General features: G+C 66.8%; 24 protein-coding genes. 6 read left to right on the top strand and 18 right to left on the bottom strand.

What is annotated here, in order from left to right:
• Positions 1 to 22 precede the first annotated feature (22 nt).
• Together rfbF and rfbG are read left to right on the top strand one after the other, a co-directional pair.
• The gene (gene rfbF, locus EKM57_RS18460) at positions 23 to 796 is read left to right on the top strand and encodes a glucose-1-phosphate cytidylyltransferase (RefSeq protein WP_129793998.1); all 774 of its coding nucleotides are present in this window, start codon (positions 23 to 25) and stop codon (positions 794 to 796) included.
• Entirely contained in the window at positions 793 to 1,875 is a 1,083-nt protein-coding gene (gene rfbG, locus EKM57_RS18455; RefSeq protein ID WP_243451137.1) for a CDP-glucose 4,6-dehydratase, read from the top strand. The genes rfbF and rfbG overlap by 4 nt, the downstream gene beginning before the upstream one ends.
• Here the strand turns inward: rfbG and EKM57_RS18450 are convergent.
• The 10 genes from EKM57_RS18450 to EKM57_RS18405 are packed head-to-tail and all read right to left on the bottom strand — an operon-like array spanning position 1,830 to position 12,901.
• Positions 1,830 to 2,798, bottom strand: coding sequence for a class I SAM-dependent methyltransferase (locus EKM57_RS18450; protein ID WP_129793996.1), 969 nt, complete (start codon positions 2,796 to 2,798; stop codon positions 1,830 to 1,832). The two genes, rfbG and EKM57_RS18450, sit on opposite strands and share 46 nt — an antisense overlap.
• Entirely contained in the window at positions 2,795 to 3,205 is a 411-nt protein-coding gene (locus EKM57_RS18445; protein ID WP_243451136.1) for a GtrA family protein, read from the bottom strand. The genes EKM57_RS18450 and EKM57_RS18445 overlap by 4 nt, the downstream gene beginning before the upstream one ends.
• Complete coding sequence (locus tag EKM57_RS18440) at positions 3,202 to 5,025, bottom strand: thiamine pyrophosphate-binding protein (RefSeq protein WP_129793995.1); 1,824 nt, start codon at positions 5,023 to 5,025, stop codon at positions 3,202 to 3,204. The genes EKM57_RS18445 and EKM57_RS18440 overlap by 4 nt, the downstream gene beginning before the upstream one ends.
• Complete coding sequence (locus tag EKM57_RS18435) at positions 5,013 to 6,035, bottom strand: NAD(P)-dependent oxidoreductase (protein WP_129793994.1); 1,023 nt, start codon at positions 6,033 to 6,035, stop codon at positions 5,013 to 5,015. Before EKM57_RS18435 ends, EKM57_RS18440 begins: the two co-directional genes overlap by 13 nt.
• On the bottom strand, positions 6,032 to 7,333 hold the full coding sequence (locus EKM57_RS18430) for a glycosyltransferase family 87 protein (RefSeq protein ID WP_129793993.1): 1,302 nt from the start codon (positions 7,331 to 7,333) through the stop codon (positions 6,032 to 6,034). The genes EKM57_RS18435 and EKM57_RS18430 overlap by 4 nt, the downstream gene beginning before the upstream one ends.
• Positions 7,330 to 8,268 (bottom strand): glycosyltransferase family 2 protein, encoded by a 939-nt coding sequence (locus tag EKM57_RS18425; RefSeq protein WP_129793992.1) that lies wholly within the window; start codon positions 8,266 to 8,268, stop codon positions 7,330 to 7,332. Before EKM57_RS18425 ends, EKM57_RS18430 begins: the two co-directional genes overlap by 4 nt.
• Entirely contained in the window at positions 8,265 to 9,377 is a 1,113-nt protein-coding gene (locus EKM57_RS18420) for a capsule biosynthesis protein (RefSeq protein WP_129793991.1), read from the bottom strand. The genes EKM57_RS18425 and EKM57_RS18420 overlap by 4 nt, the downstream gene beginning before the upstream one ends.
• Positions 9,374 to 11,251, bottom strand: a complete 1,878-nt coding sequence (locus EKM57_RS18415; protein WP_243451135.1) for an SLBB domain-containing protein — start codon at positions 11,249 to 11,251, stop codon at positions 9,374 to 9,376. Before EKM57_RS18415 ends, EKM57_RS18420 begins: the two co-directional genes overlap by 4 nt.
• A gap of 2 nt (positions 11,252 to 11,253) precedes the next feature.
• Entirely contained in the window at positions 11,254 to 12,084 is an 831-nt protein-coding gene (locus EKM57_RS18410; protein WP_129793989.1) for an inositol monophosphatase family protein, read from the bottom strand.
• Between the two features lie 4 nt (positions 12,085 to 12,088).
• The gene (locus EKM57_RS18405) at positions 12,089 to 12,901 is read right to left on the bottom strand and encodes an aldolase/citrate lyase family protein (protein WP_243451134.1); all 813 of its coding nucleotides are present in this window, start codon (positions 12,899 to 12,901) and stop codon (positions 12,089 to 12,091) included.
• Positions 12,902 to 13,057: 156 nt separating this feature from the next.
• On the opposite strand from EKM57_RS18405, the gene EKM57_RS18400 reads away from it, so the two are divergent.
• The gene (locus EKM57_RS18400; protein WP_243451133.1) at positions 13,058 to 13,732 is read left to right on the top strand and encodes a M23 family metallopeptidase; all 675 of its coding nucleotides are present in this window, start codon (positions 13,058 to 13,060) and stop codon (positions 13,730 to 13,732) included.
• A 175-nt stretch (positions 13,733 to 13,907) separates the two neighbouring features.
• On the opposite strand, the gene EKM57_RS18395 is transcribed toward EKM57_RS18400, so the two are convergent.
• Positions 13,908 to 15,908: a conjugal transfer protein TraG gene (locus EKM57_RS18395; protein WP_129793988.1), complete on the bottom strand. Its 2,001-nt coding sequence runs from the start codon at positions 15,906 to 15,908 to the stop codon at positions 13,908 to 13,910.
• A 31-nt stretch (positions 15,909 to 15,939) separates the two neighbouring features.
• Between EKM57_RS18395 and EKM57_RS18390 the strand changes: the two genes are divergently transcribed.
• Genes EKM57_RS18390 through EKM57_RS22310 form a run of 3 tightly spaced genes read left to right on the top strand, consistent with a single transcriptional unit; the run spans position 15,940 to position 16,879 of the window.
• Positions 15,940 to 16,299 carry a hypothetical protein gene (locus EKM57_RS18390; protein WP_129793987.1) on the top strand — a complete coding sequence of 120 codons (360 nt, stop codon included), beginning with the start codon at positions 15,940 to 15,942 and terminating at the stop codon, positions 16,297 to 16,299.
• Positions 16,296 to 16,664 carry a hypothetical protein gene (locus EKM57_RS22315; RefSeq protein ID WP_206185493.1) on the top strand — a complete coding sequence of 123 codons (369 nt, stop codon included), beginning with the start codon at positions 16,296 to 16,298 and terminating at the stop codon, positions 16,662 to 16,664. Before EKM57_RS18390 ends, EKM57_RS22315 begins: the two co-directional genes overlap by 4 nt.
• Positions 16,661 to 16,879 carry a GNAT family N-acetyltransferase gene (locus EKM57_RS22310; RefSeq protein WP_206185492.1) on the top strand — a complete coding sequence of 73 codons (219 nt, stop codon included), beginning with the start codon at positions 16,661 to 16,663 and terminating at the stop codon, positions 16,877 to 16,879. The genes EKM57_RS22315 and EKM57_RS22310 overlap by 4 nt, the downstream gene beginning before the upstream one ends.
• 157 nt (positions 16,880 to 17,036) lie before the next feature.
• Here EKM57_RS22310 and EKM57_RS18380 read toward each other — a convergent pair whose 3' ends face one another.
• From EKM57_RS18380 to EKM57_RS18350, 7 genes are all read right to left on the bottom strand, one after another.
• Positions 17,037 to 17,369: an antibiotic biosynthesis monooxygenase gene (locus EKM57_RS18380; RefSeq protein WP_129793986.1), complete on the bottom strand. Its 333-nt coding sequence runs from the start codon at positions 17,367 to 17,369 to the stop codon at positions 17,037 to 17,039.
• 39 nt (positions 17,370 to 17,408) lie between these two features.
• Positions 17,409 to 17,846 (bottom strand): ester cyclase, encoded by a 438-nt coding sequence (locus tag EKM57_RS18375; protein WP_129793985.1) that lies wholly within the window; start codon positions 17,844 to 17,846, stop codon positions 17,409 to 17,411.
• Positions 17,847 to 17,953: 107 nt separating this feature from the next.
• Entirely contained in the window at positions 17,954 to 18,598 is a 645-nt protein-coding gene (locus tag EKM57_RS18370; protein WP_129793984.1) for an HD domain-containing protein, read from the bottom strand.
• Positions 18,599 to 18,687: 89 nt separating this feature from the next.
• Entirely contained in the window at positions 18,688 to 20,154 is a 1,467-nt protein-coding gene (locus EKM57_RS18365; RefSeq protein WP_129793983.1) for a catalase, read from the bottom strand.
• A gap of 42 nt (positions 20,155 to 20,196) precedes the next feature.
• On the bottom strand, positions 20,197 to 20,658 hold the full coding sequence (locus EKM57_RS18360) for a nuclear transport factor 2 family protein (protein WP_129793982.1): 462 nt from the start codon (positions 20,656 to 20,658) through the stop codon (positions 20,197 to 20,199).
• 147 nt (positions 20,659 to 20,805) lie between these two features.
• On the bottom strand, positions 20,806 to 21,780 hold the full coding sequence (locus tag EKM57_RS18355; RefSeq protein WP_129793981.1) for a GlxA family transcriptional regulator: 975 nt from the start codon (positions 21,778 to 21,780) through the stop codon (positions 20,806 to 20,808).
• Positions 21,781 to 21,859: 79 nt separating this feature from the next.
• Entirely contained in the window at positions 21,860 to 22,768 is a 909-nt protein-coding gene (locus EKM57_RS18350; RefSeq protein ID WP_129793980.1) for a LysR family transcriptional regulator, read from the bottom strand.
• Positions 22,769 to 22,779 lie beyond the last annotated feature (11 nt).

The following is a 22,779-nucleotide window of genomic DNA, read 5'->3' as shown; positions in this document are numbered from 1 at the left end:
AATGCCTAGACGTGGAGGATCCATGAAAACCGTAATCCTGGCGGGCGGGCTCGGCACCCGCATCGGCGAGGAAACTGCCCTGCGCCCGAAGCCGATGGTGGAGATCGGCGGGATGCCGATCCTCTGGCACATCATGAAGATATATTCCGCCAGCGGATACAACGACTTCGTGATCTGCCTGGGCTACAAGGGCTATGTCATCAAGGAGTATTTCGCAAACTACTACCTGCAGACGTCCGACGTCACGATCGACCTTCGCAACGGCAACGGCATGGAGATTCATCGGGCGCGCAGCGAGCCGTGGCGAATAACGCTGGTGGAAACCGGGGCGCTGACCATGACCGGCGGAAGGCTGGCGGCGGTACGGCCCTATCTGGATCCGGACGAGCCCTTCTGCTTCACCTATGGCGACGGCGTCGCCGATATCGACGTCGCCGATCTGGTCGCCTTCCATAAGACACATGGTGCGCGCGCCACGATCACTTCCGTTTCGCCGCCGGGGCGCTTCGGCGCGCTCACCACAGAGAACGATCGGGTGACAGGCTTTCGCGAAAAGCCCGACCAGGAGGGCGGCCGGATCAATGGCGGCTTCTTCGTCGCCGATCCTTCGGTGCTCGACCTCGTCGACGGCCCCGAAACGCCGTGGGAAGCGCAGCCGCTCGAGCGGCTCGCCAGCAGCGGCGAGCTCAGGGCCTATCGGCATGACGGCTTCTGGCAGCCGATGGATACGCTGCGCGACAAGCAGCATCTCGAGGAGCTGTGGAACTCCGGCAATGCGCCGTGGAAGCGCTGGTGAGCGCGTCCTGGGCGGACCGCCGGGTCCTCATCACCGGCCATACCGGCTTCAAGGGAAGCTGGCTGTCCTTGTGGCTGGGCGCGATGGGCGCCAGGCTCACCGGCTTCGCGCTCCCCCCGCCGACCCGGCCGAGCCTGTTCGAGGCAGCGCGTATCGAACAGGGGCTCCACCATGTCGAGGGCGATGTGCGCGATCTCGGCGCGGTGGTCGAGGCCTTCGAACGGGCCCGCCCGGACATCGTGTTCCATCTGGCCGCCCAACCGCTGGTGCGCCACTCCTACAGCGAGCCGGTGGAGACCTACGCGACGAACGTGCTGGGCACGGTGCATGTGCTGGAAGCCGCGCGCCGCGTGCCCGGCATCAAGGCGGTCGTCGCGGTGACCAGCGACAAATGTTATGAAAATCGCGAATGGGACTGGCCCTATCGCGAGATCGATCCGATGGGCGGCCACGATCCCTATTCGAGCAGCAAGGGCTGCGCCGAGCTGGTCATCTCGGCCTGGCGCCGGTCCTTTTTCGCCGAAACCGGCCCGCTGCTCGCGTCGGTGCGGGCGGGCAATGTGATTGGCGGCGGCGACTGGGCGACGGATCGTCTCGTCCCCGATCTCGTCCGCGCCTTCGAACAGGGCGCGTCGCCGCTCATCCGCTCGCCCGCATCGGTCCGCCCCTGGCAGCACGTGCTCGAGGCACTGGGCGGCTATGTGCTGCTCGCCGAGCGGCTGCTGGCGGGGGAACGCACCTTTGCCGACGGCTGGAATTTCGGTCCGTCGGACGAAGACGCCCGGCCCGTATCGTGGATCCTGGAGCGCATGCGCGCGGCCTGGGGCGGCGCGCCCGAGGCGGTCGGCGACAACACGCCACAACCGCACGAGGCGGGGCTGCTGCGGCTCGATTGCTCCAAGGCCCGGACGGCGCTCCGCTGGCGCCCGGTCCTGCCGCTCGCCGAAGCGCTCGACTGGATCGTCGCCTGGCACAAGGCGGTCGCCGCCGGACAGGATGCGCGGGCGGTGACGCTTGGGCAGATCGGCGAATATCAGGCGCGCTCCAGCGCGCGCTCGCGCGCTTCGATCGCAGCGTAGCTCGAGAGGAGGGGCGAGCGGGCCAGCGTCAGCATGTTGCCGAGGCGCAGGCGCAGCGGGATAGAAGGAAGCGGCAGGCCGTCGAGCCTCAGCCCCGCCGCCTGCGCCGCCTGGCGGAGCAGGAAGTCGCTCGGAAAGACATTCTGGCAGGCGACGACCTCGATCCTCTCATAGCCGGCCCAGCCGAGCAGGCTGCGCATGGTCCGGGGGTTGAAGAGCTGGGGATGCTGCAGGCAGAAAGGCGGCCATCTTTTCCCCAGCATCCGGCGCAGGAACGAGGCCTCGTTGTGGGTCACGATCACCAGCATCCCGCCGGGACGAAGCTTGCGGACGATCTGCCGGGCCGCGGCGAGCGGATCGATCATGTGATCCAGCACATGGATCATCATCGCCAGCCCGACCGATCCGTCGGGGACGCCGGACAGATCCTGCATCTCGCAGATGATCGTCGCCGGCCTCCCCCTTGCGGCCTCGGCCAGCAGGTGATGCACGCTCCCGTTCGGTTCGTAGAGCCAGAAATGCTCGAAGTCGCCACGCGCGGCAGCCTCTGCGACCACATGACCGACATCCGGTCCGATCTCGAGATAGCCGCCTGAAAGCTCTCCCGCCGCGGCGGCGGCTTCGAAATAGCCGCGCTGCGTCGCTTGCACCATCTCGCGCGGAACCATGTCCATATTCGGCTCGAGATCGGCGTAGAGCCCCGCAAGCATGGCAGCGGAGAAATAGAGCGGATTGTAAAGCAATCCGCAGCCATCGCAGCGGCGATAGGAAAAGAAGACCTTGTTCCTGCTCAGTCCCGACCAGAACGGGTGAAGCTGGCCCGCCGCGAGAGTCTCCGCCGCAGGATCGCTGGCGACCGCGATGCGCCCGCGCTCATCGCCGCAAGCCGGGCAACCGCGATGATCGACAGCTGCACCGGTCATGACCGCTCCCCCGCCACGCGGAAGGTCACGCGGCTGTGCCAGAACCAGCTTCCGACGATCAGCACACCGGTGAACGCTGTCTGCGCGACGACCGGCTGGATGCCTGCGAGTTCCACCAGCACGGGCAGCGTCAGCCAGTTGGCTGCGTAATTGGCGATGTAGAAGGCCGAAAAGGCGCCGAATTCCTGCGCCACGCGGCCGCGCGTGCGGAACACGCCCAGCTTGTAGGTGAGATAGGCGAAGACCAGGCACACGGCCTGGGCGATCGCCAGCGCCAGCAGATAGTGACGGTGCAGGAAGGGGACGTTCCAGACCAGCAGCGGATAGAAAGCGAGACCGAAGGCTGTGTTCACCACACCGGCGGCGAGGAAGCGGATCGGGCGGACCATGACCCTGCCCCCCGTCACGGCTCGTCCATCAGCGGGATGCGCATATTCGCCTGCAGCACCTCGCGCGGAAGGAAGGGAGAAAGATCTTCGAGAGCGGGCGAGGTGATCCGCCCGTCGGGATGCGCCTTGGCCCCCAGCTTCGGGGCGAAAGGCACGTTCTCGTCGGCGAATAGCTCGCAGATCGCCGGGCCGTCGGCATCGAGCGCGGCGGCGATCGCATCGGCCAGCTCGGCGTGCGAATGGGCCGCCGAATAGGCCAGACCGAAGGCGGCGGCGACGCGGCGGAATTCGGGGAAGGTGACGTTGCTCTTCGGCCCCCCGCCGACCTCCACCCCGCCGAAGAAGTTGCGATGGGTCTGGAAGATCGAGGCATAGCCCGAATTGTTGATGAGGAAGATCTTCACCGGCAGGCGGTTGCCGGCGATGGTCTGCAGTTCCTGGAGGTTCATCATGATGCTGCCATCGCCAGTGACGCAGATGACGCGCTTGCGTGGCCCCAGAGCCGCACAGACGCCGATTGCGGCCGGCAGGTCGTAGCCCATCGTGGCGCAGCCCGAGTTGGTCCACAGACGCTGCCCGCGCCGGAGGTGCGCGGCCTGAAAGCCGACCACGCAGGCGCTGCCATTGCCCGTGACCACGACGTCGCTGTCGCCAAGGCCACGGAACAGTGCGTCCATGGCGACATAGGGATGAACCAGCGGGCCATGGTCGCCATATTCCGGCAGCACCGCCGGGAAGCACCGCGACCTCTCGCGCGACCATGCGAGCCATTCACCGTGCTGCGGCGTGGGGCCGCCATAAGGCGCCTCGAGCAAAGCGGGGATCAGCCCGGCAAGATCGGCGACCACGGGCATGTCCGGCCGGACATTCGGCTTCGACAGCTCCACTGGGTCGATATCAACCCAGATCTTGTAGGCCGCTCGCGCGAAGCTGCTCCAGTTGTAGCTCACCTGCCGGATGTTCAGACGGCTGCCGAGCACGAGCAGCAGGTCCGCGCTCTGGGTCACCATGTTCCCGCCGCGGTCGCCCACGGTGCCGGGCTTGCCGCAATTGAGCGGGTGGTCGGTCCACAGCGCGTCATGCGCGTTCCAGCCGGTAACGACGGGCACGCCCAGCCTGTCGATGAGGCGGAGGAAGGCATCATGAGCGCCGCTGAGGCGGACACCGCTGCCGGCGAAGACGACGGGTCGCTCGGCGGCGGCGACCCTGGCCAGGATCGTGCGTGCGGTGCCCGGAAGATCGGTCTGGCGCCAGGGCTCCTCGAGCTCGGCGGGATCGAATCCGGGAAGGAGGTCTTCGGGGTCGATCATCGCCGCCTGCACGTCGAGCGGGATGTCCAGCCAGACCGGTCCGGGGCGTCCGCTCTTCGCCAGATAGATGGCCTTGCCGAGGTGAAAGGCGATCGAAAGCGGGTCGTTCACCATGGCCGCATATTTGGTGATTGGCCGCACGATCGGCTCTATGTCGAGCTCCTGATCGCCAAATTGCCGCAGCGGCAGGCCGGTACTACGCACCGTGGTTTCACGCTTCACCTGGCCCGAGATGACCAGCATGCCGACCGAATCGACGAAGGCGCCATAGACGCCGGTGATGGCATTGGTGCCGCCCGGGCCCGACGTGACATTCACCACGGCAAGGCGATTGGTCAGCCGGTAATAGGCCTCGGCCGCGATGGCGAGCGCCTGCTCATGATGGGTGAAGGTGGTCCGGAGCGCCTCATGCCTCCCAAGGGAGTGGTTGAGGTGCATCGCCCCGCCGCCGGTGAGCATGAAGACGTCGCGGATGCCGTGCGCCACGAGCTGATCGGCGACCCAGTCGGAAAGCTTCACGCGGGGCATCTGTTTTCTCCACTGGCAAAAGCGGTGCGCCGGATCGCCTCGTCCAGCGGCACGGTGACGGCGACGCCGAGGTCTCGGCGGATCGCTTCGGTCGACGGGACGAAGCGGCCGGGATTCCATCCGACATCGGCGGCGCCCATCACGTCGACACCGGGCCCGCCGAGAAGCGACGAGATGCGCTCGGCCAAGGCGACCAGCGACACGGCCTCCTCCGAGCCGCAATTGTACACCGCGCCCGGGGCGGCAGCGGCGAGCATGGTCCACAGCCAGACGGCGAGGTCGGCGGCATAGAGGTAGGAGCGCACGGCACGGCCGCTGCTCTCGATACGGATGCGGCGCCCCGCCATCGCATCGCGGATGAAGTTCCCGGCGGCGAAGTGCGTGTCGAGCGGCAGCATGGGCCCGAGCAGCGCGAAGATGCGCGCGGTGACGACGTCGAGGCCGAACTGGTGCCCGTAGATCGCGCAAAGCGTCTCGGCCGCGCGCTTCCCTTCCGCGTAGGCGGATTTGGGGTCGCGCAGATCGGGCCCACCCATCCAATCCTCGCCGACGTGCGACAGGCTTGCGGGCTGCACGCCGTACACCGCGCCCGAGCTCATGAAGAGGAACCGCCGCGCGCCGCAGCCGAGCGCAAAGTCGAGAGCGCGGCGGGTTCCGGTGGCTATCGTATCGAACATGAGCCGCGGATCGCGCGCCGTCAAAGCCGCGCTCGCGTCGGTGGCGCCGTGGATCACGTCGGTGAACCGCCCACCGGAGAAAGCGAGGTTGGCAATGTCGCCTGCGACGAAAGTGACGCGCCGCGCCAGATGCGGCGCCCGCCGTTCGAAGGCGCGCGGATCGCGACTCAGCAGCACCATCTCCACATCGGTGGGGGCGCGAGCGAGCACTTCCAGCATCCATCGACCGATGAAGCCGGTGCCGCCGGTCATGAAGATGCGTGCGCCATCGAGCCATGGCCAGACGGGCGCGAGGGCGGCCACCGCCGCCTCGATATCCTGGTCGACGATCATGCCGGCGCGAGGTCCAGGCTCGGGCGTTGCCGCAAATGCGCCCGCGCCGATTCGGCAATCGCGTCGAGCGACAATGCCCAGACCATGAGGACGATGAGGCCCGGCCGAACGAAATGGCCCCAGGTCAGCCCGAATTCCGGGCTCACCGTCCGCTCGCCCAGCCAGCTCGTGCTGGTGATCTCCAGCACCGTCGCCAGCGGCACGTCGCCAACCAGGCAGAGCGAATAGGCGCAGATGACCGCCACGGCCGGCCCGAGCCTGCGCAGCGGCTCCAGGAAGACGAGGAACAGCAGGAAGGTCTGCGTATATCCGCCAGGCGATTGCGTCACGAGATAGGCCCCCAGCAGGATCGCGGCGATGCGCGTCGCCGAGAGTGCGCAAGGCTGCAGCCAGGCGGCGAGCAAAGCTGCCAGCGCCAGCGCCTGCGTCGTGCCGATTGCCAAGGGCACGGCGAATTCGACATTCTCGATCGTGCGCGAGGACACGAATTCGAGCAGCGGCACCTGGGCGTCGCGCATGTTGAGGAACGGCGCATAGCTCGTCGAATAATTGATTTCGTTCCAGACCTGGCCGCTCTGGAACTCCACCCAATTGGCCATGTTGGAAAGTATTTCCGACGGCGTGCCCGAACCCACCAGAGCCAAAGTGAGGCAATAGAAAGCGAGCGTCGCGATCCCTGCCAGTTCCAGCCTCCGCCACTCGCGGCGAATCGCGAATTGCAGCACCGGGAGCACCAGATAGGGCTTGAAATTGATCGTGATCGCCGTCGCAGCCGCTCGCCAAAGAGGCGATTGCAGCAGCGGACCGTGGGCGAGGATGAAGGCAGCCAGGCAGACGAGGATCAGATTGCCGCGTTCGAGCGTGAACAGCAGCGGCAGGCCGAGCGCCATGGCGATGGTCCGCATGGGCGCCGTCGCCGGATCGGCACGGCGGAAGCTCAGCCACAGCAGCGCCACGTCCAGCAGGTAGAAGGCGGCAATCGCCGCCCGCCCGAGCCAATCGCAGTCGCGCGCGTGGAAGGAGGATTGGAGGTAGCAGCCGGGCAGGCTGAACAGGTCGAGGAACAGGAAGGAAAGCGGCGGATAGATGCTGCGCCAGACGTCGTAGATGCCGCGATTGTTCGCCCAATAGGCCGTGTTGAACCAGTCCATGAAGGTGTCGTTCGTGTCGAGCACGAAGGGCTGCGGCAGGTAGCCGCGCGCGCGGAAGAACAGCAGCGTCGCGGCGAGGCTCGCGATCACCGCGAGCGCCAGCACCAGCTCGAAGCAAAGCGCCATCCGGCGCGAAGCGCGAGTCATCGGGCGCTTGCCGGGAAATTGATCCGCTCTTCCTCGATCACCAGCGGCACGTTGCGGCTACGCTCGACCAGCAGGCGGACCTGCTCGGCGACGAGGCCGATGGAAAGCAGGATCAGCGCCAGGGAAGCGGCGGCAAGGGCGAGCCAGGCCAGGATGGCGGCCGGGCCATCGAGGAAGGATGCAAGCACGGCCGCGAGAACCAGTGCCGCGGCGAGGCTTCCGACCAGCGCCGCGACGAACAGCGGCAGCCGCAGCAGCGAGCGCGCGGAACCAGACAGCGCGGACATGGCAAAGGCGAACAGGCTGCGCACGTCGTTCTTGCTCTCGCCCGCGTTACGCTGGGGGCGATCGAAAGGGACCACCGCGATGCGGAAACCGGATTCCACCAGCATGCCGCGAAAGAAGGGCTCGGGCTCGTTCCAGCTTGCCAGCGCCTCCACCACCTTTCGGTCGAACAGGCCAAAGCCGGTGGCGCCCGGAATGATCGGATAGTCCGCCACCCTCGAAAGCACGGCATAGCCGAGTCTGCGTACCGCACGCAGCAGCAGCGGCGCCCGCTCGCGGCGACGCTGGCCGAGCACAACCTGGGCGCCGGCACGCCATTGCTCCACGAAGGTGGCGATCATTTCCGGCGGGTCCTGGAAGTCGGCGCCCATGCCGATCACCGCCGCGCCGCCCGACTGGTAGATGCCGTGGGTGGGCGAGCGCATCTGGCCGTAATTGCGGTTGTTGAAGATGGCCCGGATGCGGGGGTCCTCGCCGCACAGCGCGCGGATGAGCTCGCGCGTTCCGTCGGTCGAGCAATTGTCGATCAGGACGATCTCGTGAGAGGCTGACGCCTTCTCGGCCTCCGCGGTCACCGCCGCGCAGATGCGGCGGACATTCTCCGCCTCGTTGTAGCAGGGGATGACGATGGAGAGTTCGGGGCGCGTCATGCCGGTTCGTCCCCACGAGACAGGAGCCGCAGGCGGATCCCCGTCGCAGGCGCGTAGATTTCGGTGAAGGCGGCGAGGAGGAGGAGCAAGGCGAGCGCGCCGACGGCGGGGATGTTGACCTTGCGATCGGCATCGAGCCGAGCCGCCTCGATCACCTGCACGTCCGAGGCCGTCTCTCCCGCGAGCGCCTCGACCGCGACCTCCTCGTTCGCGCGGGCATAGACCTCGTAGAGCGCCTGGGCGAAGCGGTAGTCGCGGTAGAGATTGAGATAGTCGCTGGAAATACCGGAAAGGCCGGCGACGTTCGGCCCCGATGCGTCGCGGCCCGGGACGGAGGCACGCGCGATCTGCGACTGAAGCGAGGCGATCTCGGACTGGACGGCGAGGAGGCGCGGATTTTCCGGCCCCAGGAAGCCGCTCAACGTGCGAAGCTCGACGCGCTTGGCCTGCAATTGCGCCTGGAGCCCGGCGCGAAGCGAGATCTCGGTGCCGAGCTGCACTTCGGGCGCGGCGAGATTGTTCCGTCGCCGGAAGGCGTCCAATGCCGCTTCCGACCGCGCGACGCGTTCCGAGGCTTCGGCGAATCGTTGCTCGACGATGCCGCGCTTGCGCGCCGTCCTTTCCTGCCCAAGCAGGACGATGCGGTCGCTGATCGCTTCGCTATAGGCCCGGGTGAGGGCCTGCGCCTCCTCGGGGTCGTGGCTGCGCGTCTCGACCTCGATCAGCCCGCCGGTGAGCGAATGGACATCCACCCGGCGCGACAAAGCGAGGCGAGCGTTGCGCGGGCTGCCATAGGCCTCGGGGCGGGCGAGACCGAGCCGTTCGATCACCGCATCGCTCACCTCGGCGCTGCGCGCGATGGCCAGGTACATGTCGATCGGCTGCCTGCCGCCGCCGAGCAAAGCGGCAAAGCCCTGGAGCCCGCCGCCCAAGCCTCCCATAGTCGAGAGTCCGAGGCTGCCCGGGTCCTGGGGGAGAACCTTGGAGCGCGCCACATAGGGTTGCGGGAACAGGCACAGCACCGCCAGCATCGCCCCGAGCAGCCCGTAGAGAATGCGCCGCCTGCCCGCATGGCCGAGCGTCGCCTCGATGCGCCTGCGCATGCTCATTCGGCGAGCGACTTGATCGATGCGGCGCCCACCACGCCGCCGAACAAGGTGCCCACGATGTCGCGCAGGCGCGCCCAGAACTCGCCGCGATTGGCGTCGATGGGGATGAAGACGAGGTCGCCGGGCAGCGCCGAAGCCCGCAAGGTTCGCTCGCCGTCAGCCAGCACGGTTCCGTTGGCGCGCACGACGAAAATCTCGTCGTCGTCGCCCATGTTCTGGATACCGCCGGCGAGCTCGACGAAGTCGCGGATCCGCCGCCCCTCCTGGTAAGCGAAAGAGGCGGGCGTGGGGACTGCGCCGAACACCCCCACCGTCACCGGGCGAGGGGGAACGTGGATCGTGTCGTTATTCTCGAGCACGAGCTCGCCCGGCAGGTCGGCGGCGTCGACGGGCAGATCGAAGACCAGCCGCCCCGTCGGTTCGCGCTGGCCCATCTGCTCGACCACCGAGCGGATCAGCTCGATATTGGCCGGCTGGATCATTTGCGACCGCTCCGCCGAGATGAGCGGCTGCGCGGTGAGCAGCAGCTCCGCATCCTCTATCGCGCGTTCGAAGCTGGCCCGCTGCTGCTCGCGCACGCTCTCGCGCGTGATGACGCTGGCATAGGGAAAGGCCTGGTCCGTGAGCCCCCCTGCCCGCGCCAGCACGTCGGAGAGGCGCGTACCGGGTTCGAAGAAATATCGTCCCGGCCGCGCCACCTCGCCGCTGATCGTGACGAGCAAGGACTGCTGCTGCAGCGGGCGAGCGATGCCGGCGTTGCTCAGCACGCGGATGACGTCACCGCGGCGTACCGGCCGCGTGCGCGCGTCGGCGGCGGAGATCTCCTCCCAGCCGGCGCCGTTCTCCCCCAGGGAGTCGAGCACCATCAGCCGGCCGCGGTCGGCGAGCGTGCTTACGCCGCCGGCATAGAGCAGCGCGTCGGCCAGCGTCTCGCCGGGCGCGAGCTCATAGATCGCTTCCCGATTGACGCTTCCCGTCACCGCCACCTGCTCGCCGGCCGGCGCGACGAAGATCACGTCGCCGTTCTGAAGGACGGCGTCCCCGCTGCGGTCGCCTCTGAGCAGCAGATCGTAAAGGTCGAAATCGGAGACGAGCTCCCCGCCCCGCCGCAGCTGGATCGAACGGAAGCTGCCTCCGGGCGCCGGTCCGCCCGCAGCCAGCACGGCGTTCACCAGGGTCGAAAGGCTGCCTACCGTGAACGAGCCTGGCGAGGCGACGAATCCCGTGACATAGACCGTCACGCCGCCGAGCCGGGCTACCGTCACCTGCAGCTCGAAGCTGCTATATTGTCGCGAGACTTCCCGGCCGATCACCTCCCGCAGATCGGCATAGCGCACGCCGCCGACCATGACCGGGCCGATGCGGGGGATGAAAATCCGCCCTTCGGCGTCGATCGTCCGTTCGAGATCGGTTGCCTGGACCGCTCCCGTGAGGGCCAGCCTGATCCGGTCGCCAGGATTGAGGCGGTAGTCAGGCGGAATCGCCGCCGTCGGCGGGGCGGAGAAATCGCGTCCGTCCGGCACCAGCAATTCGCTGCCGAAACGCCGCAAGGGCTTGCCCGCGACGGCAGAGACGAAGCTCTCGAACTCGCCAGGGGAAGCGGCTTGCGTGAGCCTGGTCTCCCTCACGGCCATTCGGTTCGCTGGATCGTCCGGTGAGCCTTGGGTCGGGCCGTCGATGCTCACGGGCTCGAAAGACGTGACCGGGGCCGGCGCCGGAACCTGGGCGGTCGTAGCCGTGTCCATGTTCCTGCCCGCTTCCCCCGCCTGCTGCTGGGCGGAGGAGACGGGAAAGGAAAGCTGCGCCGAGCCGGGCGCGGCGAACATCAGGCCGCAGCCGACGGCAAGGCTGGCCGTGAGGACCCGAAGCCGCATCGTCAGGCCGCCCGGGCCATGGCGGGGGCAAGCCCCGCTGCGGGACCGAGCAGGATGCCGGCTGCCTGCTCCCATAAGGCGGGGCTGGCCGCGGCGAGAATGCCGCTCCCCTGACCGCCGACGCGATAGTCCGAGCGGTCCCAGTGCGTCACGCGCCCGCCCGCCTCTTCCACGATCAGCGCACCGGCGGCATGATCCCAGGGCAGCGAACGCTGGAACAGGGCGATGTCGTCCTGCCCCGCCACCAGGCGCGCATAGCTCGCCGCGGCGCACATCGGCACGGGCACGCGATCCAGATGCCGCGCCGCGGCGGCATGCACGCGTTCGCGCCCGGCGGGCGAGAGGAAGTGCGTGCCGAGCGCCGCAATCGGCCGCCGGCGGGCTTCGGGGCTGCACCTGATCCGCTGATAGCCCCGCCAGGCGCCCTTGCCGCGCTGCGCAAAGCACATCCGGCCCTCGAGCCCATCGAGGATCCAGCCCATTTGCGGCACGCCATTTTCGACCAATGCGACCATGACGCCGAAAGGTCCGCGCCCGTTGGCATAATTGGCGGTGCCATCGAGCGGGTCGACCAGCCAGACGAGACCGCGCCCCACCGCGTCGAGCAATTGGGGATCCGCCGCCGTAGCCTCCTCGCCGACGATGCGGGCCTGTGGCAGCAGCGCCGCGAGGCCGGCGCCGAGCCTGCGCTCCGCGGCCAGGTCCACGCTGGTGACGATCTCGCCCGGGCTCTTCTCGGCGATGTCGCCTTGCGCAAGGCGGCGGTAGCGCGGCACCAGGACGTTGGCCGCGACATCGTGCATCAGCGCCGAAACGCCGTCGGGAAGCGCCATGGGATCACGCCGCCATGCTTGGGACGCGCCCGGCGGCGGCCGATTGGCTGCGGTCGCGGATCATGGCGATCCGCTTCGCATCTTCCCCGGCAATGGCGCCGTAATAGTCCCGCTTATTCTCCAGCCAGGCGAGCTCAAAGGCGGCGGCCTCGGCGACCGCCTGCTCGAAATTCCGGCTTTCCGCCACAGCGCCGTCGAAGACGACCTTGCGAGTTTCGAACCGGTCCAGTCGGATCGCGCGGAATTCGCGCAAGGCAAAGCCGGCTTCGGCGGAGACGCCGCCGCCGACCACCAGTTCTAGATCCTGATCGGCGCAAGCCTGGGCCACGCGCAGCACCGCGTCGCTGACCTGGCGCGAATTGATCTCGGCGCGCGACAGACCACTAGAAAGCGTGAAGTCCACGCGGCCGAAGACGATGCCGTCCAGATGATCCGCTGCGATGGGCAGCATCTCGGGCAGATTGGCCAGCCCGGTGACCGTCTCCAGGTTGTAGAGGAATTTCGCGTCCGCGGCCTCCTCGCCCCAGGACTTGGTCCGTGCCTCGACATATTTGGTGAGCGCGTAGGTCGTCTCGACCATCGGGGCGATCAGATAGTCCGCGCCATAGAGCTTCGCTGCCAGCAGATCGCTGACCGCCTCGCAGCCGCCGATCTTGAGCGCGACCCTCAGATCGGCACGATGCGCCAGTTCGAGCAGCCGGTGCAGTTCGTCGGGTCGTGTGCCTTCCGCCTCGAACTCGGCCTTGACCGCCACGACACCATATTCGTCCCGGCCCTTCCTGAGCATGTCGAGCATGTTGCGTTCGGTTGCGTTCATCACGGGGCCTCCGATCCGGTGGGGTTTCGCGAGGGAGACGGCGCAGTCGGCCTGCGCCCGCAGCAAAAAAGTCGGCATGCGAAAAATCTCACGCGACGTGCGGAATTCTCCTCCGCCCGCCTGCGGGTCTGGCCGCTCGGCCTCGTCTGAAAGCTAATGCCTGTCCGTATCGGCCTGTCGTGCCTGTCCGCCCTTCTCCTGTGCTCGCAGGCGAACTGGGCCTGGGCCCAGGGCGCGCCGGAGCTTCCGAGCGCGACGGAGTTCCGATCGCGGATGATCCCAGGGTCGGCCGAGAGGGCAGCGCCGGCCGAAAACCCCGCCGCGCAGGACGAGGCGGTGGCGCGAACCGAAACGCTGCCGCGGATAAGCTCGCACTACGGACTGCGGCGCGATCCGCTGGGCGGGCGGACGCGGCTTCATGCCGGCATCGACATACCGGGCCCGATCGGAACGCCCGTTCGGGCGGCACAATCGGGCCTAGTCCGCCGCGCCGGGACTGCCGGAAACTATGGCCGGATGGTCGAGATCGACCATGGGCATGGTCTGCAGACCCGCTACGCCCACCTGTCCCGCATCGGTGTGCGACCCGGCGAGCCTGTCGCCGAAGGCCAGGTGATCGGGTATATGGGTTCGACCGGGCGCTCGACCGGAAGTCATCTCCATTTCGAGGTCCGCCGGGGCGGGGCGGTCCTCGATCCGCTCGAGCACCTCGCGCCGCCGCGCACGCGTTTCACGCCGCAGGCGGCGCCGCTCGATGCCGCCCGTCCCCACGTCTCTGCTTTCGCGCGCCGCCGGGATGCGACCGAACGTGGTTCAGCCGGGAGATTCTGACCCCGCCTGAAGCCGCGGCTCAGCTTCATCGATCCGACCCTCCGGAACCACAACGATATCGCCGCCTTCTGCTCGGATCCTGTTCTCCTGCCATCGCCCGCCAGCATGAGGTCGCAAGGCGAGCTCATCGCCCTTTCTGGAGGCGCGGCAAGAGGGCAGGTCGGAGCACGGTATTTCAGAAGCTGGGCATGAGGTCGTCGCCGCGGGCGCCCTGGTTCGTGGCATGGGCCGCCACCAGCGGTCCGAGGCACGGTCCGGCCGCCACATCCGTCCCGGCATCGTCCTGCTCGCCATCCGGACCCGGCAGCTCGAGCTGCTCCGGCGCCGGCATGCGGCGCCGGCGTGACGGCAGCGCCGGCTGGCGCGCCTGCTGAAGCCCACCCTCCCCAGGATCGCTCGGCGCTGTCGCGAGCCTTGCGTCGGGGAGACGGACGGCGCCCGCCCAGGCATGCGGGCGCCGCGGGGGCGAGTCGGCATATTCGCCTTCGCCGTGGACCGGCGCCGGCAGCACCCGGCCAGTGAAGTTGCCGTCCTCATAATAGCGAAGCTTCAGCGCCCGGATCGGTGGCAGCCCGGAGACGAGCACCAACGCCTCGGCGGGCGACAGCTGCATCACCTCGCCCGGCGTCAGCAGCGGCCGTGAGGTCTCCTGCCGGCTGACCATGACATGGGCAAGCCAGGGCGCGAGCCGGTGGCCGGCATAGTTGCGCATCGCCCTTTGCTCGGTCGCCGTCCCGAGCGCGTCGGAGATGCGCCTCGCGGTACGCTCGTCGTTCGACGCGAACGCGACCCGCACATGGCAATTGTCGAGGATCGCATTGTTCTCGCCATAGGCCTTGACGATCTGGTTCAGGGACTGGGCGATCAGGAAGGCGCGCACGCCGTAGCCGGCCATGAAGGCCAGTGCGGTCTCGAAAAAGTCCAGCCGCCCCAGCGCCGGGAACTCGTCGAGCATCATCAGCAGGCGGCGGCGGCGCCCGGCGTCGTCGAGCCGCTCGGTCAGCCGCCGGCCGATCTGGTTCAGCACCAGCCGGACGAGCGGCTTGGTGCGCGAGATGTCCGAGGGCGGCACCACCAGGTAAAGCGACACCGGCCGCTCGCCCTCACCGAGATCGGTGATGCGCCAGTCGCAGGCCGAGGTGACCGCCGCGACGGTCGGATCCCGGTAGAGGCCAAGGAAGGACATGGCCGTCGACAGCACGCCGGAGCGCTCGTTCTCCGACTTGTCGAGGAGCTCGCGCGCCGCCGAGGCGACCACCGGGTGGACCTCGGGCGCCTCCTCGGTGCCGAGATGGTTGGTGGTCATCATCGCCCGCAGCGTCGCGGCGAAGCTCCGCTGCGGATCCGACAGGAAGGACGCGACCCGGGCGAGCGTCTTCTCCTCCTCGGCGTGAAGGACATGGAGGATCGCGCCGACCAGCAGCGAATGGCTGGTCTTCTCCCAATGGTTGCGCCGCTCGAGCGCACCTTCCGGGTCGACGAGGATGTCGGCGATGTTCTGGACGTCGCGCACCTCGTGCACGCCGCGCCGCACCTCGAGCAGCGGATTGTAGCGGGCCGAACACGGATCGGTCGGGTTGAACAGAAGGCAATGCGAGAAACGCGAGCGCCAGCCGGCTGTCAGCTGCCAATTCTCGCCCTTGATGTCGTGGATCACGGCGGAGCCGGTCCATGACAGCAGGGTCGGCACGACCAGGCCGACGCCCTTGCCACTGCGGGTGGGCGCGAACGCCAGGACATGCTCGGGGCCGTCGTGGCGCAGATAGGCGCCGCGCAACGATCCCAGAAAGACGCCCGCGTCGCCGAACAGCCCTGCCCGGCGGATCTCGCCTTGCGTCGCCCAGCGGGCGGAGCCGTAGGTGGTGACGAGCCCAGCCTGGCGCGCCCGCCAGATCGAGCCCGCGACGGCGGCGGCGCAGCCGAGAAAGCCGCTCGCTCCGGCGAGCGCGCCGGCCTTGTCGAAGACCTCCGGCGCATAGGCTTCATAATGGTACCACCAGCGAAACAGCTCCCAGGGCCGGTAGAGCGGGAGCTCGCCGAGCCTGAACCAGGGCAGACCCAGCTCGGGCTGGTAGCCCAGCATCGCCGCCGCCCACTGGGTCGCCGCCCACAGGCCGAGGATCACGATCGCGAACACGACCAGGATCTGGCCGATCAGCAGCTTGGTGGGCGTCATGTCGAGCTCCCCTGCCGGCGACGTGCCGACAATGGAGACACAGATCGGGATCAGGCCGAGTCGGGAGCATTCCCTGTCCGCCGCACGAAGCGCCGCTTCGGCGATTCCCGCGCCCGACCGGGCGGAACCGCGCGGCCACGGATCGGAGCGCACCGGCGACGCGGCGATCATCCCTTGCGCAGATATTGGCTCCGCCGAAGCGAGCGTTCCTCCGGCGCCGGGCCAGGGCTACGCCTTCACGGCCCGCCGCCGCCCGATCGATAAAAGCCTGTCGCAGGAATTACCTAATGTCCAGCCTGCGGCATTGACGCTCGGCCATGCACATTGTCTTACAAATGTATCACAAAGCTATTTCGTGTTTCGTTTATGCATCGCTTGGCGTGCAGCATGAAATCCCCGACGGTAACAGTTATGGCCGCAGCCGATGAGGATTCGGCGGTCGACATAATCACGCTTGCGTTTGCGGCAGACCCCATGGCGCGATGGACGTGGCCGCACGCACGCCAGTACCTTGCCGCCATTCCGCAAATGGCCCGCGCATTCGGGGGCAAGGCATTCTCCAATGGAAGCGCCTTTTGCACCGACGGCTATGCCGGGACGGCGCTGTGGCTGCCGCCCGGGGTGCGTCCGGACGAGGAAGAGCTTGGCGCCGTGATCGAGAGCACGGTTGAGCACTCTCTCGCCCTAGAAGCCGCACCCATATTCGAGCAGATGGCCGCGTACCACCCGACCGAACCCCATTGGTACTTGCCATGATCGGCGTTGATCCGGCGCACCAGGGCGAGGGTCAAGGCAACGCCTTGATGGCGTACGCCCTCGCGCAGTGCGACCGCGATCACGCGCCGGCCTATTTGGAATCCTCGAACCCGCGCAACATCCCGTTCTACCAGCGCCACGGCTTCGAGCCGCTTGGCGCAATCCAGGTCGGTACGTCGCCGACTCTCGTGCCGATGCTGCGGCCACCGCGTTAGCCTGGGCGACTCCGAGTGCGCACATGCGTTACAATAGGGCGGCCTGGGACCGTTTTGGCGTTATCTGCCGCTCGCCTCTAACCGATACGAACTTCCGCTCTGGAACCTCGGGAAAATCGCGCTGAACGACTCGAAGGGGGGCGCATCCGCCATTCTGTTATCGCGATATGTCACATCGATTGCACGCTTCGCCGTCTCTAGGCGAAAAGGTCCGCACGATATCGTACAGTCCCGGCTCAAACTGCGCGATGGCAAGCGCCTCTTTGAAAAGAGGCAATGGATCCGGATCTTCGCGCATGGCCTGATAGTCCTCCACGCTGCGCCACTGTGCGTACATCGTGACCTTCGCGCCATCGAGGGTGCGATACAGCGTCGAAGAGATGAAGCCGGGAGCCCGGCAGACGAATCCATCCGTGGCACGGGCGAGCAGGTCGACCAGGCGTTGTTGGTTGGCAGGATCAATCGTGAAGACGTTGATGAGCGTAATCATTCTTCTTGCCCCCAGGAGCTCCGGCTTGCTCTTTTCCCCTCAGAACTGGTTGGCGCGAGCATCCTGGCGGGTGATCGCGCCATGCACTTCGAAGGCATTTCGCTCGACCCAGTTGTGGCGCAGCAGGCCGTCCGATCCCACTTCCCAGACGGCTGTCCCGGTCATTTCGAAGGGAGCGCCGTTCGGCTCGGTTCCCATCAAGCCATTGTTGCGTCCCGTCACCCGCCATCGCGACGCGACACGGCTGCCGTCCTGGTTCTGGAAGGTCTCCACGACGTGGAACTCGAAGCCGTGGACCCTCGTTTGAAAGTCCTTCACCCACAGCTTGAACGCCTCGCGACCGACGATATCGCGGCCGCCGGAGGTGATGACGAAATCCTCATGAACCAGGCAGTCGATTGCGTCGGGATTTTGCGGCTGCTGCCATACCTCGCGCCAGAAATTCTCGACGATCGCGATACCGTCTAGCTGCGTCATACTGTGATGCTCCTGCCTTGACCGACGTATTGGCGGAACGTCGGACCGCGGGTCTGTCGATCGATCCGCCCGGTCGATGAACAGTGTTGCTCGGCGATGCAGCCGGCTCAGCTCGGCCAGGCGGAGCCGAGTATGATAGAGCAGAAATTGCCGCGGACGAAATGCTCGGGATCCTTCAGCGCGAGCACGTCCGCCTTGACGTTGCCGAACGTCGTCTCGGGCTTCCTGAAGATGCCCTTGGCGAAGTGATCGATAATGCCTTCCTTGAAGTTCGCCTCGCGCGGATGATGGTCGCAGACATGATGCCGCTGATCGGGCTTGAAGTCGTGATAGGCGATGCCGAGCACGTCCATCTCGACACCAGCCGTCACGAGCGCGATGGTCGGGCCCATATGCTCGGGGATGCCGGGCGTGGTGTGCAGCGCGATCGCGGTCCAGACGTCCTCGACGTCGCGCTCCGGCACGCCATAGCTCGTCATGTAATCGCGCGCGGCATTGGCGCCGTCGACCTCGAAGCGCAAATCGGGGCTCGAATATCGGTCGGTCAGCCCCATGTCGTGGAACATTGCGCCGAGATAGAGCAGCTCCGGATCGTATTTGAGGCCGCGCCGCTCGCCGGTGAGCGCGCCCCAGAAGAAGACGCGGCGGCTGTGATTGTAGAGGAGGTCGTCCTCGGTGTCGCGGACGAGATGGGTGGCAGCACGGGCAATCGCGCTGTCGGGCACGCGGATTCCGGCGATGATCTCGGACATGAAGAATCTCCTTCGTTGAGCAATCCTCGGCGTGGCGCGAATCGTCACGCGAGGTCCTGCGGTCGTGATGCTCGGGAGGTTGCCGCGAGCTATTCTGCGGCGATCTCCGTCGGCGTAAGTCCCAGCGCCTCGGCGACACCTTCACCATAAGCGGGATCGGCCTTCGCACAGTTGGCGACGTGGCGCTGCTTCACCTCGAGGCGCGCGTCGCCCATCGCGCGGGCGGTGTTCTCGAAGAGAAGCTGCTGTTGTGCCGGCGTCATCTTGCGGAACAGGATTCCCGGCTGCTCATAATGATCGTCCTCGACGCGGTGGTCCCAGTGGTCGGCCGCGCCAGTCAGCTCGAGCGGCGGCTCGGCGAGGCGGGGATCATGATCGATCCACTCGCCCTTGCTGTTGGGCCAGTAGCTCGGCGTCGCGCCGAGATTCCCGTCGGTGCGCATCGCGCCGTCGCGATGATAGCTGTGAAACGGGCATCTGGGGGCGTTGACCGGGATGAGATGGTGGTTGATGCCCAGTCGATAGCGCGCCGCGTCGCCATAGGAGAACAGGCGCGCCTGCAGCATCCGGTCGGGCGAGAAGCCGATGCCCGGCACGACATTGGCCGGCGAGAAGGAGGCCTGCTCCACCTCGGCGAAATAATTGTCGGGCCAGCGGTTTAATTCCAACACGCCGACTTCGATCAGCGGATAGTCCGCCTTCGGCCAGACCTTGGTCAGATCGAAGGGGTTGTGCCGGTGGGTCCTGGCCTGATCCTCGGTCATCACCTGAATGAACAGCGTCCAGCGCGGGAAGTCGCCGCGATCGATGGCCTCGAGCAGATCGCGCCCATGCGTTTCGCGATCGTCCGCGACCAGAGCAGCCGCTTCCTGGTCGCTGAGGTTCTCGATGCCCTGCCGGGTGCGGAAATGGAACTTGACCCAGACCCGCTCATTCGCGGCGTTGATCATCGAGAAGGTGTGGCTGCCGAAGCCGTGCATGTGGCGGAAGCTCTTCGGAATTCCGCGATCCGACATGACGATCGTCACCTGGTGCAGCGCCTCGGGCAGCAGCGACCAGAAATCCCAATTGCTATCGGCCGAGCGCAGCCCAGTGCGCGGATCGCGCTTGATCGCGTGGTTGAGATCGGGGAAGCGCAGCGGATCGCGGAAGAAGAATACCGGCGTGTTGTTGCCGACCAGGTCCCAATTGCCTTCCTCGGTGTAGAATTTGACCGCGAAGCCTCGAATATCGCGTTCCGCGTCTGCCGCGCCCCGCTCGCCGGCAACGGTCGAGAAGCGTGCGAACATCGGCGTCGTCTTGCCGATTTCGGAGAAGATCTTCGCCTTGGTGTAGCGCGTGATATCGTGCGTGACCGTGAAGGTGCCGTATGCGCCCCAGCCCTTGGCGTGCATTCGCCGCTCGGGGATCACCTCGCGATCGAAATGCGCCATCTTCTCGATCAGCCAGATGTCCTGGAGCAGCGCCGGCCCACGCGGGCCCGCGGTCATGATGTTGAGATTGTCCGCCACCGGGGCGCCGGAGGCATGAGTCATGGGGGGACGAGAGTCGCTCATCGTTTGCTTCCTGTCTGTGAATGAAGGGGAACCTGCGCCCCGTCAGAAATCGAGGTCGGATAGGCCCGGATGATCGTCGGGCCGGCGGCCGAGCGGCCATCGGAACTTCCGCTCGGCCTCGGCGATCGGATGCTCGTTGATGCTTGCGATGCGGCGGCGCATCAGCCCGTCGGCATCGAACTCCCAGTTCTCGTTGCCATAGGCGCGCAGCCAAGTGCCGCTGTCGTCATGATACTCATAGGCGAAGCGCACCGCGATGCGGTTGTCCCGGAACGCCCAGACTTCCTTGATCAGCCGATAGTCCAGCTCCCTTGCCCATTTGCGGGTAAGGAACGCTTCAATCTCCGGGCGGCCGGAGATGAACTCCGCGCGGTTCCGCCACTGGCTGTCGGGCGTGTAGGCGAGCGCGACCGTGGCCGGATCACGGCTGTTCCAGGCGTCTTCCGCCATGCGGACCTTCTCGATCGCGGTCGCCTCGGTGAACGGGGGCAAGGGTGGACGCATGGATTGTATCTCCAGAGCTGTTCTTCGGACCGGTTCGTCCGAATTTCGCAATGGAGCCTTGGTCGGGCAACGCGGATGATCCTGCAGATCAGGACAGCCGCACGTCATTTCCTGACAAACGGCTTCATGCCGCGCCCGCGTGCCGCACTACAGGGCGTCGGGCGCCCGGAAGCTGGCGCGATACTGGGCCGGGGTCACGCCGAGACGAGTGTTGAAGATCGCGCGCATCCTGTCGGCCGAGCCGAAGCCGCAATCATAGGCGACGGTCTTGAGCGGCTGGTCGGTCCCTTCGAGCATCCGGCGCGCAGCGTCGACGCGGGCGCGCTCGATGAACTCGTGCGGCGTGATCCCCGTCTCCTGGACAAAATGCCGCGCGAGGGTGCGCGGACTCATGCCGACCAACGCGGCGAGCGCCTCCAGCGTGTGGCGGCTTCGGATATTGGCCATGACGTGGTCCTGGATGCGTGCAATCGGCGAGGCCGGATCGGCGGGAGCGGTGAGATAGGGGCTGAACTGCGACTGCCCACCCTGGCGTTGCGCGACCACCACCAGGCGCTTGGCGACCTTGAGCGCCGTCTCCGCTCCGTGCCGCTGTCCGACCAGTGCCAGGGCAAGGTCGATCCCGGCCGTCACGCCGGCCGAGGTGATGAGCCGCTCGTCACGGACATAAATGAGATCCGGCTCTACCCTGGCCTTCGGGAACTTTGCCGCGAGCGCCTGCGCATTTTGCCAATGCGTCGTAACCCGTCGCCCATCCAGAAGGCCGGCATGGCCGAGCAGGAACGCTCCGGTGCAGATCGAGCCGTAGAGGCTCGCGCGCCAGGGCGCGGCTTGGATCCATTCGACGATGACTGGATCGGGCGCCGCTTCCGGCAGGGCGGGACCGCCGGCCACCAAGACGGTATCGAAGCCGCCCGTCGCCTCTTCGAAGGTGAGATCAGCCACCAGACGCATGCCGTTCGACGCACGCAGCGGGCCGTGATCAGCCGCGATCAGCACCGTTTCGTAGCGGTTCGCGTCGTCGAGATAGATGTTCGCCTCGTTGAACACGTCGACCGGCCCGGCGACGTCCAGCGCCTGGACACCGTCATGGATCACGATCGCGACCGTTTGAGCCGGCACCTCGCTCTGACCCTTCCTGTTTTCAGACTGCGCCGTGTTGGCGAGCTGCGCTCATCGTCGTGGGCCGCTCGCCAATATACTATTCCTCCGATACCAGCTCGCGAACGAAGTCGAGAAATGCGCTCACTTTCGCGGAGACGAGGTGCGAAGCGCGGTGATAGGCGTATAGGGGAAAGGTCTCCTCCGACCAGTCCGGCAGCAGATGGACGAGCCTTCCATCAGCCAGGATCTCGCTGGCATAGAGTTCGAGCAGCTGCGCAATACCGATCCCGCCAACACAGCCGGCGATCAGCGAGCCCGTGTCATAGACCATAAGCCGGCCGGACGCCCGAAACGGTATGACGTCTCCCGCGCGCTGGAATTCCCACTCGAAAGGACGGCCGGTTGCCGGATCGCGGATGAGAACGCATTGATGTCCGTTCTCCAGGTCCCGCGGATGCGTCGGTTCGCCGAAACGCGTTAGATAGGCCGGCGACGCGCAGGTCAGCACGCGGGTCTCCAACAGCAGTTCGGCCCTGATCGCGGAAGGCTCGGGGAAGCCGAAGCGGACGGCGACGTCGAACCCGTCGGCGACAAGATCGCCCATCGAGTCCCGAACAGCGACGTCGATGGCGAGCTCGGGATAGCGATCGAGAAATTCCCCCAATCGCGGCATGAGCACGAAATGCCCAAACGCCCCGTCGACATTGACGCGCAACCGCCCGCGAACCAGCGCCTTGGTCTTTCCGGCGCTCACGGTTGCGTCCTCGATCGCGGCGAGTAGCGGCGCGACGGCTTCGTAATATTCGCGGCCTTCGTCGGTGAGCGAAATGGCCCGGGACGTTCGATTGAAGATGCGGATGCCCACGCGCTCTTCCAATCGCGCCACCGCCCGGCTCACGGCGGGCTGAGTCAATCCCAGAGCCTCCCCGGCCCGCGCAAAGCTGCCGGCCTCTACGACCGCGGAGACGACCCCGATCCCGTTCAGCAAGCGACTGTCGAAGGTCATAAGACATACTT

It is taken from the genome of Sphingosinicella sp. CPCC 101087 (genome assembly GCF_004151485.1).
Taxonomy (GTDB): Bacteria; Pseudomonadota; Alphaproteobacteria; order Sphingomonadales; family Sphingomonadaceae; genus Allosphingosinicella.
Note: the sequence above shows the minus strand (reverse complement) of the source record. Positions and strands in the feature narration are given on the sequence as shown.